The sequence below is a fragment of the Nesterenkonia alkaliphila genome (assembly GCF_009758175.1).
Classification (GTDB): domain Bacteria; phylum Actinomycetota; class Actinomycetes; order Actinomycetales; family Micrococcaceae; genus Nesterenkonia; species Nesterenkonia alkaliphila.
The window spans coordinates 1-9,984 of sequence record NZ_WRPM01000096.1; the positions used below are offsets into that span (position 1 = coordinate 1).

Consider the following 9,984-nt stretch of genomic DNA (forward strand, 5'->3'; position numbering starts at 1 on the left):
GTGCGGTGCGGTGCGCACAGCGGCACGCGGCTCCCCTCGCCGGGCCGTGACAGAGCTTCAGCCTATCCGCCGCCTGGAGTGCAGATACCTCAATTCCTCGGTTCCGGAGCTGATCCGGAAAATCCGGACACCCGGAATTCGCAGCGGACAGCCTGCAGGGATCCTTGATCCTCCACCCAGGCGCACCTCATATACTGGCCGGCGATGATTCAGCGCAGAAGACAGATCCGATGGACCGCAGCCGCCGGCACCGCCGTGCTGCTGGCACTGACCGCCTGCTCGGACGGGGAGGAGGACAACACCGATGCCAGCGGGGTCACCCAGTTGGGCAGCGGAGGGGATGAGACCACCGAGGCGCCCGAGCCCGAGGACACTGAGCCGGAGCCTACTGAGGCGGCGGAGCAGGACAGCACTGAGCCGGAAGAGAGCGATGCCGCCCCCACCGGGTCTGAGAGCCCAGAGCTTGCCAACGAGCACGGCGGGTTCGTGCTGGTCTCCCCCACCGAGATCGACCCGCAGGCCCAGGCCAGTGACGCCCCGCATGTGGTGATCTTCAGCGATCCCGGCTGCCCGCACTGCGCCACCTTGGAGGAGACCTTCCACGATCACCTGCACGGCTGGCTGGAGGAGGGGGCCATCACCCTGGAGTACCGCAGCGTGAGCTTCGTCAGCGACTACTCGGATATCGCCACCAATGCCTTCGCCTGCATGGCGGAGAATTCCCCGGAGAACTACTTCGCCTATCTGGGTGAGATCACTGCCGAACGCAGCACTGTGGATGAGCTCTCCGCGGAGGAGCTGGCCGAGCGCGCCCAGGGCCATGGGGCGGATATTAGTCAGTGCATCACCGATGAGCCCTATGCCGAGTTTGTGGAGCAGACCACCGACTCCGCACTCAACGAGGCCGGCATCAGCGGCACGCCCACTATCTTCATCGATGGTGAGGAAGTTCCCGGTGACGAGCTGATGTCGCTGCACCTGCACATCGAGGCCGCAATCCGCGACTGACCTGCTCAGCGGGTGAACAGCTAAGGGGTGGTGGCGAACTTGGCGAGCTGCCGCTCAAGCAATGCGGCGGCATGCTCGGCTGAGGTCTGGGTATAGACCGTGATGCTGTTGTGCCCGTTGTCCAGGCTCAGCACATGCTGCTCTGCGGAGTCGCTGCTGAAGCTCAGCCCGGAGGCTCCCGCATACTCCAGTGCAGACAGCCGGTACTGCTGCTCACCGAGGCTGAGCATGGCTCCGTCACACACCTGGGCTGCCATTTCCCACTGGAGTTGCACCTGGGCGGGTTGGCGGTAGCTGGCGATACCCACTGCCACCTCGGCTGGCAGTTTGCCGCCGGTGGGCTGCTCTGCGTGGACCAGCATCAGGGCGTTGAGCGGGCTCTGCTGGGTGACGGTGTAGACCTCCCCGAGTGCCTGGGCACAGGCGGTGGAGGCGGCGTCGTCGTCAGGTATTTCCGCTTCCGGGACCAGGGTGTGCCGCCAGCGGTGCAGCACGGTCACGGCCTCCGCATATTCGAGCACCTCACCGGATGTTCGTGGGAAGAGCTCCTGCTCATCCAGCAGCAGGCGGCGAATCTGCATGGCTCGCAGCGTGCCGTAGCTGCGGGCAGAGGGGCCCTCCACGGTATCCGGCATACTGCTCAGCTGAGCAGGCGGGCCGCTGCGGGGCGGGGTCGGTTCGGTGGACTGCGCGGCCTGTGCGCAGCCGAGCACCGCAAGGCTGATGGCAGCAGGGGCAGCCCACCGCGCCATCAGCCCAGGTGAAGAGCTCCCCGCACGCATAGCCACCAGTATTCCAGGTGGGGCGGGGAGGCCGGATCAGCTGAGGTCCACGTTCTCGCAGTTCTCGTTCACGTAGTCCTCCACGGCCTGGGAGTCCGCCTCGATGGTGGCGAACTGCTCCTCAAGCTGCTCCAGGTCCTCCATCACCTCGGGGTCGGTGAAGGACTCCGGGTTCTCGAAGTCGATGTCCAGGTTGTTGATCGCAGCGATCGCATCGCGCAGGTTCTCAGTCTGGGATTCGATCTCGTCCGGGGCTGCAGAGACGGCGTCGTCCAGGAAGTCCTCCACAGTGCTGAATGCCTCATCGAAATTCTGCATATCAGCAGTTTCCAGCTGCTCGAACTCCGCCTGGCCCTCCTCCCACACATCGCAGTAGGCCTCTACGGAACTGCCGCCGCATGCGGTGACGGCCAGCAGCCCGAAAACTCCGGCTGCGCCGCCCAAGGTCTTGCTGCGTGTGGTCAGGGTGCTCATGAGTGTCGCCTCTTTCTATGCTTTTCTGGATCTGGTTCTGACAGGACTCTGACAGAACTCTGTGGTGACGCTAGGAGGGCTTTCTGAACGTTGGGTGAATGGCTCTGGATTATGCGTATATATGTCAGCCGGTTCAGCATCGCACAGCCCGGTTTGGCATGATGTTCGCATGACCCAGGAGCCCGAGAACCACGGGATAGCCCCCGATGCATCCGCAGCCGAACTCTACCAACTTGCCCAGTCCCGCGCGGACCTTCGCCCGCAGATTGCCGAGCACCCCAATGCCTACCAGGGGCTGCTGGACTGGCTGGGCGGGCTGGGAGATCCGCAGACCGATGCGGCCCTGGCGCGCAGAGCAGCAGGTCACGACGACGCCCGGCAGCCTGAGCAGCCCACAGTGCCGATTGAGGGCCAGCTCGCCACCCCTGTGACCGAACAGCCCACCCAGGCCATGCCCCAGACCCCGGCGGAGCAGACTGAGGAGTTCGGGGCCGTGCAGCAGCCCTACTACCAGCAGCCGGCCTCTGAGCCGGAGCTTGATCCGCAGCCAGGGTTTGATCAGCAGGTATACGGCGCCGCTGCTGCCGGGTATCCCGGTCAGCAGCCGGCATACCCTCCGCCGGCCTATCCTCCGCAGGGCGGCTACTACCAGCAGCACCCGGTCTACGATCCGGAGGAAGAGCAGCCGGAGCCGGAGAAGAAGCGCGGCGGTGCGGGAATCCTGATCTTCCTGCTGCTCCTGCTCACAGTGGGAGCGCTGGCTGCCAGCTACTTCCTGCTCTTCGGCAATCCGTTTGCCGATGATGACGAGCCTGCGGATGACCAGGAGCAGACCGCCCCGGAGCCAGCAGAGGAGACGGAGCCCACTGAGGAGGCCACGGAGGAAGCCACCGAGGAGGAGACCGAGGAGCCTGAGGAGGAGGAGCCAACTGAGATCACCAGCATCCCGGCGCCCACTCAGGACGAGAACACGGTGGAGATCCCGGAGAATGTGGAAGGTGTGGAGTACTCCCACTCCGGCACCGTGGAGATCGAGGAGGGGGAGACCCTTACCGTGACGGCTGAGCCGGAGAGCGATGAGTACATCATCGCTGAGGGGGTGGAGACCTCCTGGGACTTCGAGTATCAGGAGCCCGAACTGGAACGTCCACTGCCGGATAATTCCCTGGACATCACCGAGTTCTCCTCCCCCACCGGCAACATCAACTGTGAGCTCACTGATGATGAGGTCCGGTGCACGGTTCTGGAGTATGAATTCGATGCACCCAGTGACTGCGAGGACGGGGCCACCTTCCGGGTGGATCAGGACGGTGAAGCCGAGTTCGACTGCGACAATCCGGTGAGCTCCCAGGGGCAGGAGCTTGACTATGACGAGATCACCGGCAACAGCGACTTCGGATGCCAGGCTGATTTCTTCTACTTCGAGTGCTGGTCCCAGCAGTCCGGGAGCGGGTTCGAGATTGCCCGCGAGTACTTCGAGCTGCACTGAGCTTGTCCCGGCGGCGGGGGAACCCCGCTCGCCTCTCGGCCGGCTTACACCGGCCTTCACACCTGAAGCCTTGTCCCGGTGGCGGGGCCTGAGCCATAAAACTCCTGGTCAGGGGGATTTCCGGAGTGGTTTCCGGATCCGGACGAAAAGTTCGGACAAGTTTTTCCGGACCTTGAGCGCCTCGAAACACATTCGGAACACTGAGTCTTGACATGATGGTGCCAACGGTTTCACTCGCACTGACCGGAGGAACACACACAGAATGAGCAATTCCGCCCCTGATCAGGAGGTTGAACGCCAGGCCCTCAGTGAGGATTCGGTGCAGCAGTTCGCAGAGGACCTCAATGAGCTGCGCGCCCGGGCCGGCAACCCGATTCTCGCTGCCCTGAGCAAGAAGGCAAAAGTATCCAAATCGGTCCTCTCCGATGCTTTCCGCGGGCATCGCCTTCCTACTGAGAACACCACAGAGAAGCTGGTCGCAGCTTTGGGTGAAGACCCAACGCCTTGGCTGGAGCGCCGCCGGGCTCTTGACCCCCGGGCAGCGCATCGCAGCAGCAGCGCTGAAAGCCCCCTCACCGGGGAGACTCCGCAGGTGAGGGCAGGCCAGACCGGTGCATCCGGTGCGGCGCCTGCGCCAGCTCCCGTTCGCCATGAGGCAGAGCGGCAGCGCTCGCGGGGCTCACTGACAGTGCTGGTGGCTGCAGCCGTAGGCCTGATCGCCGCCCTGCTGGGCAATGCGATGTGGGATTCCTTTGCCCGCAGCAGCGAGCCGGTAGCCTCCGAAGAGCGGCCCGGGCTCTCGGCTGAGGGGGATGAGCTGCGCACTGCAGTGGAGGAGATCCTGGCGGAGCTTCGGGAGGAGGCCGCTGATGAGGGGCGGGAGGAGCCGGCCTCCGGGGTGGACCCGATGAACACGGTATGCCATGAGGATGCGGTGATCGCGGCCAGCGAGGAGCGGCTCGAAGGTACTGTGCAGGTGCAGATCCTGTGGTCCAATGAGTGCCGTGCCGCCTGGGGCCGGATCACCCGCTGGGATGAGCAGTCCATGGGCAATCACGTGGGCTTTGTAGTCTACCCGCAAACTGAGGGCCCCGAATCTGAGAACGCAGTGCACCGCGAGGCTTTCGACGTGCAGTCGGTCTATACCCCCATGCTCATCGAGGAGAACATCGACACCCGCATCTGCGGGGTCGCCTATATCTCCACTGACGAGGCCGAGGGTGAGATAGAGCTGGCCCCGCCGATGTGCATCTGAGCCATCTGGCGCGAGGGCCGTGGGTTAGGGTGAAGAGTTGCCGGATATTCGGCAGTTGAACGGGTGCAGGCACGAATAACCAGGGGGAAGGCCATGAACAGCCAAGCTCAGCCGCAGGGATCCTTCGACTCCTCAGGCCAGTGGCAGCCCGGATTCCACGATGCTCAAGGAAACTGGCACGGGGGCTTCTACGATGAGCACAGTCAGTGGCAACCGGGATTCTACGGACCGGGCAATCAGTGGCACGGCGGCTTCTATGACGGGGCCGGCAGCTGGCACGCCGGCTACCGCACCCCGGAGGGCTCCTGGGTCACTGCGCAGGCAGCACCACCTGCCGCCCCGCCGGCCGAGGTCCCCCAGGCTGGGAGTGGGGTGCTACCTACCGGCGAGCAGCCTACTCAGGCGATTCCCGCCGCTGCTGCCTATTCCACCGGTGAACAGCCCACGGAGGCTGTACCTCCGCTGAGCCAGGAGGCTGGGGCTTATGCCTATCCGCCGGAGGGCGAGCAGGCTGAGGAAGAGGAGACCAAGGGCAAGGGCGGGGTCTTCGCCCTGGTGGCTTTCCTTCTGGTGCTGCTGGGCGGCGGAGCTGCCGCAGGCTGGTGGTTCTTCCTGCGGGAGGATGATGAGGAGCCGGAGCCAGAGGCCACTGAGGAAGCCTCAGAGGAACCCACCGAAGAGGCCACGGCAGAACCTGAGGCTGAGAGCACCGCTGCCCCCGAGGCTGAGGGCACAGACCAAGAGCCCCTTGATGAAGAGGCCGCGGAAAATGCTCCGGATGAGGAACCCACCCCTGAGGAGGAAGACCCTGCTACGGAGGCTGAGGAGGAGCTCACCTTCAACCGGAACCCGGCAGATATGGAGATCACCTCTGCCCAGACCTTCAACATCCCTAATGCTTCCATCGGTTCTGATTCTGCGCCTGTGACCTACACGATGAATCGGGCCAAGCTCACCGAGAATCACCAGAACGGCTGGGACCTCTGGGGGCTGGAATCCAACGGTTCCGCACCGGAGGGGCACATCTGGCTGGTGGTGGATATGAGCATCGAGATGCCGCAGAACCAGAGCATCTCCTTCAACGGGGGTACCTGGACGCTGACCGCCACTGACCAGAATGGGGTCAGTGACGAGCATGTCTACCACTCCACTGCAGGAGACATCGGCGAGTGGCCCGCCGGCAGTTACGGAGCACTCATCGCGGTACCGGAGGATGCTGAGGAGATTGCGCTGGACGCCGAACTGGAGATCTTCTACGGCGGCTCCGGAACCACCACCGTGACCAGCACCGAGCCAATCATCCTGGACTTCCCGCTCGCCGACTGAGCGTGCAGCCGGGGCCGCACTGCGACCGGTATGCCATGGGAACGAGAAAACCCCGGCCATCAGGCCGGGGTTTTCCTTTGGAGTTGCGCGGCCAGGATTTGAACCTGGGACCTCCGGGTTATGGGATTCCCAACCATGTCAGTTGCCAGGATACCTAACAATGGATGATCTGGTGGTTGTTGACAGCACTATGCGCTTCTGGCGACTTCCCACCCCGATGCCAGCACGAGTGAAAGGGCAGGGACGATGAGAGATCCCATCGAAGAGGTATTGGAGATCTAGCGACCTGAGCTGGAGGCTCTGAACCAGTGGCAGAAGGACTACTACACGCACGTTGATCAGACCCGCACCACAAGAGAGTGCGCCAAGGATCTGCTGGTGGAGGGCCTGTTCAATGCGCAGTATGAGCAGCGACTGCTCATGGAGGGCCAGCAGTTCAGCGCTGAGCTTCACTCAAAGAAGACGGACGCTTAGGTCTCCTACCCCACGGCTAGGGTGAAAACACAGAGGGTACATAACTAAGTAGAGAGCGAGAGAACCATGTTGGTAGCAATCATCGGTGGAGCAGCAATCCTCAGCATCCTGGGTGCAGTCCTACGCTTCATCATGAACCCCATCGGCTCGATCATCGGCATGGTCCGCATCGGAGCGTTCCTGTTCGGAGCAGGGGCTTGGCTCGCCTACTACATGCTCGACGGCAGAGAGGCAGCAGAGGTGCTGCCTCTAGCGGCCATCGCCACCATCGTCTGGGTCGGAACACTCATATTTGACTGATTACTGTCCGCCGCGGGATGAGGAATAGCGCTGAGGTGGCTGTGATGACATACGCGGCTTTTCTGCTCTGCCCAAAGGTTCTGTCTTATCCAGTTTCGTTGCTGATGGGTAGCGTCAGGCTCTACTTGAGCTTTCAGGCTGTGTTTATCGCTTAGATTCCTGTCTCCCATCAACGGCGATGAGAGTGAGGAACTGGCATGCAACTGTCACATGAGGATGCAGTACGGAAATTCAGGACGGCGTTGACCGCTTATCGAGCACCAGACACTGTGGACCTGCGCTGTTATTACGTGCAAAGGATCATCAATTGGACAGAGGCCCAGGACATGACGGTGTGGGATCTGGATCTCCAGGATTTCCTCACATGGCTCAGCAGTGACGTCGGCCCCTCGCCATGGACCAAACGTTCAGCGAAGTCCAGTATCTCGGTGTTCTACCAGTGGGCACATGCTACTGAGCTGATTCACGAGAACCCCGCTCAGAAGCTGCCCTCGCTTCGGGCACCACAGAGTTTCCCAAATCCAGCACCTGAAGACAAGGTGGAGCAAGCACTATCACGATGCACCAGGCGCATAGATGTACTGATGATCCTGCTTGGTGAGTACCAGGGGCTACGAGCCGGCGAAATGGCTCCACTGCATAGTGCAGACGTCTACGGGGAGGAGCTAAGAGTAGTTGGCAAGGGCAACAAGTACAGAATGCTGCCGCTGCACCCTCTCGTCTCTGACACACTGCGCCTCTTTCCCACCGGCTACTACTTTCCCTCCACCCGGAACCCACGTGGACATATGCTTGCTGCCTCAGTGGGTCGCCGTGTCCGGTGGTTGTTTGGCAATCAGCCCCGGATCAACGCCCACAGTCTGCGTCATAAGTTCGCGATGGACGCCTACGAGGAGAACCCGGATCTCTTGGCGCTCAAAGAAGCGCTCGGTCATGAATCCGTAGCCACCACGGAGATATACGCGCGTGCAAGCACCAAGAAAATCCGAAAGCTTGTCCACGCACTGCCGGAGAAAGAGTCTAGGCGCACCGCCCTGACGTCTCTATCCAAAGCCGCTTAGACATGCGCCGGGTAGGTGCTGCCGGGAACACCAGGGGTCAACTGTTGCCTGCCACCGAGGAGTATCCCGGTCATGTCGAAGATCCCCACCAAGCACAACATCACTTTCAAATGCGGCCACACCGAGAAAGTGGACCTTGGCCCCGGCGGCCGGTGGCCCAAACCAGCGAATAAGCGTAAGAGCTTTGCCCTGTGGGCCTCCTCTGAGGATGGGTTTGCCAACCCGGAGAAGGGCATGGACTGCTCTAACTGCTGGGGCGAGGCGCGGAAGCAGGACGATACCCAGTGGCTGCTGGATATCGAGCAGTTCGAGCAGAAGTACCAGCTGCCCGAGTTCACCGGCACAGAGAAGCAGTTGGCTTCAGAGGGCCTGGTCAAAAGCGCTATGAAGTCCCGGCACTCGGTGCTGCGTGAGCTGTTCGAGGAACCCACCGAGGAGGCAAAGGCACAGCACGGCCAGCTGCTGGAGGCTGCCCGGACGGTGACGCACATGAATTTCTGGACTGATGACGACGGCCGTCACGGCGGTCTGGGCTACGGGGTCCGCAAGGACAACGACTACGGCCAGGAGGAGTACATCGAGCTGCTGCTGGCCAAGTACCAGGAAGAACTTGACCGGGCTGCCAACCAGGAGGGCACTGAGCGGATCGAGACCGAGAACCCCCATGACTGGGACGGCACTGACGAGGACGACCCCTATGCGACCGGACACTGACCAGGAGGACACCGATATGACCGGCCAGCCCATCACCGTGTGGACCAAAGACCCGTGCGTCCAGTGCGATGCGGTCAAACGTAAATTGGACAAGGAGGGAGTGCCCTACCAGACCCAGAATCTGGAAGCCCCGGAGAACGCCGCCACAGTGGAGAAGTTCAGGCAGAGAGGACTGATGCACGCCCCTGTGGTGCAGACCCAGACCGAGACGTTTGCTGGGTACAACCCCACAAAGCTCCAGTCAGCAATCTCCAATTACCGCGCCCAGTCTGGACCGGCCATGACCGGCCCGGACGTGTCCGGCCCATCGGTCAACTGACCGGTCATAAGTCCGGTCGCTGACCGTACCAGGCTCCGGTCGCAGGAGTCGGACACCACCAAGTTCCTGACCGGTCACACCACCGGTCCCTTGTCCGGTCAGGCCCCAACGGAGACCGGTCACCGCCCCCGGGTAGTCCCCCTCACCTCATCTCTGGCCCGGGACGGTGACCGGTCTCTTTGTGTGTCCACCACTGACTTGCTGGTCGTTACTGACATACAGGGTGACCGGTGCCCCCGGTAGTTCTGCCCAGATCACAACACAAGCCCCGATCCTGGGGCTGATGCAGGAGGGCATTGAACGTGGACGTGAGAACCACCAAAAACACCAATGAGCTTCCCCCACCGCCCCCGCCGGGGCAGGAACCTCAGCCAGACCAGACCGTGAGGGAAGAACTGATCCTTACCGCAGCGGTGACCATCATCGACCGCTCAGGGGTCTCTATCCCCACAGAGAGCATCGAACAGGCGTTGAAAGTTATTCGTCGCCGCTACCATGCCCGCACCCCTGTGGTGGAGCTGGCACGAGAGCACGCAGTGGATGTGCACCGCTTCACCCAGGCCAAATGGGAAATCGGGGATGAGGAGATCCGCCTCCTGGTCGGCCCTGAGGCGAAGACGAAGTCCACCTACCGGCTGCAATTCACCCAGTACCAGGTCACTCGCCCGGGCTCTGAGGAGACCCGGGGAAACACCCACTCGTTGGATGCGGTCATTCGGGTGTCAATGGCCAGTGAGAAGTGCCCATAGGTGGCCACCAAAACAGCCCATAAGTGGCCACTA

General features: G+C 62.3%; 11 protein-coding genes. 9 read left to right on the plus strand and 2 right to left on the minus strand.

Annotated elements, in window-relative coordinates; translation table 11 throughout:
• Nucleotides 1-204: 204 nt before the first annotated feature.
• Nucleotides 205-1,008, plus strand: a complete 804-nt coding sequence (locus tag GNZ21_RS13150; RefSeq protein WP_157325091.1) for a DsbA family protein — start codon at nucleotides 205-207, stop codon at nucleotides 1,006-1,008.
• 20 nt (nucleotides 1,009-1,028) lie between these two features.
• On the opposite strand, the gene GNZ21_RS13155 is transcribed toward GNZ21_RS13150, so the two are convergent.
• The gene (locus GNZ21_RS13155; RefSeq protein WP_157325093.1) at nucleotides 1,029-1,760 is read right to left on the minus strand and encodes a hypothetical protein; all 732 of its coding nucleotides are present in this window, start codon (nucleotides 1,758-1,760) and stop codon (nucleotides 1,029-1,031) included.
• Nucleotides 1,761-1,826: 66 nt separating this feature from the next.
• Nucleotides 1,827-2,264: a hypothetical protein gene (locus GNZ21_RS13160; RefSeq protein ID WP_157325097.1), complete on the minus strand. Its 438-nt coding sequence runs from the start codon at nucleotides 2,262-2,264 to the stop codon at nucleotides 1,827-1,829.
• A gap of 169 nt (nucleotides 2,265-2,433) precedes the next feature.
• On the opposite strand from GNZ21_RS13160, the gene GNZ21_RS13165 reads away from it, so the two are divergent.
• The 8 genes from GNZ21_RS13165 (at nucleotide 2,434) to GNZ21_RS13200 (ending at nucleotide 9,951) form a co-directional block, all read left to right on the plus strand.
• Nucleotides 2,434-3,753, plus strand: coding sequence for a variant leucine-rich repeat-containing protein (locus tag GNZ21_RS13165; protein ID WP_157325099.1), 1,320 nt, complete (start codon nucleotides 2,434-2,436; stop codon nucleotides 3,751-3,753).
• Between the two features lie 262 nt (nucleotides 3,754-4,015).
• The gene (locus tag GNZ21_RS16405) at nucleotides 4,016-5,008 is read left to right on the plus strand and encodes a DUF2690 domain-containing protein (RefSeq protein WP_157325101.1); all 993 of its coding nucleotides are present in this window, start codon (nucleotides 4,016-4,018) and stop codon (nucleotides 5,006-5,008) included.
• A gap of 93 nt (nucleotides 5,009-5,101) precedes the next feature.
• A complete protein-coding gene (locus tag GNZ21_RS13175) occupies nucleotides 5,102-6,334 on the plus strand; it encodes a hypothetical protein (RefSeq protein ID WP_157325103.1) in 1,233 nt (410 codons plus the stop codon).
• Nucleotides 6,335-6,874: 540 nt separating this feature from the next.
• Nucleotides 6,875-7,108 (plus strand): hypothetical protein, encoded by a 234-nt coding sequence (locus tag GNZ21_RS13180; protein WP_157325105.1) that lies wholly within the window; start codon nucleotides 6,875-6,877, stop codon nucleotides 7,106-7,108.
• Nucleotides 7,109-7,305: 197 nt separating this feature from the next.
• A complete protein-coding gene (locus GNZ21_RS13185; protein ID WP_157325108.1) occupies nucleotides 7,306-8,169 on the plus strand; it encodes a tyrosine-type recombinase/integrase in 864 nt (287 codons plus the stop codon).
• 72 nt (nucleotides 8,170-8,241) lie between these two features.
• On the plus strand, nucleotides 8,242-8,883 hold the full coding sequence (locus GNZ21_RS13190; RefSeq protein WP_157325110.1) for a hypothetical protein: 642 nt from the start codon (nucleotides 8,242-8,244) through the stop codon (nucleotides 8,881-8,883).
• Entirely contained in the window at nucleotides 8,867-9,202 is a 336-nt protein-coding gene (locus GNZ21_RS13195) for a glutaredoxin family protein (RefSeq protein ID WP_157325113.1), read from the plus strand. Before GNZ21_RS13190 ends, GNZ21_RS13195 begins: the two co-directional genes overlap by 17 nt.
• Nucleotides 9,203-9,504: 302 nt before the next feature.
• Nucleotides 9,505-9,951, plus strand: coding sequence for a hypothetical protein (locus tag GNZ21_RS13200; protein WP_198346032.1), 447 nt, complete (start codon nucleotides 9,505-9,507; stop codon nucleotides 9,949-9,951).
• Nucleotides 9,952-9,984 lie beyond the last annotated feature (33 nt).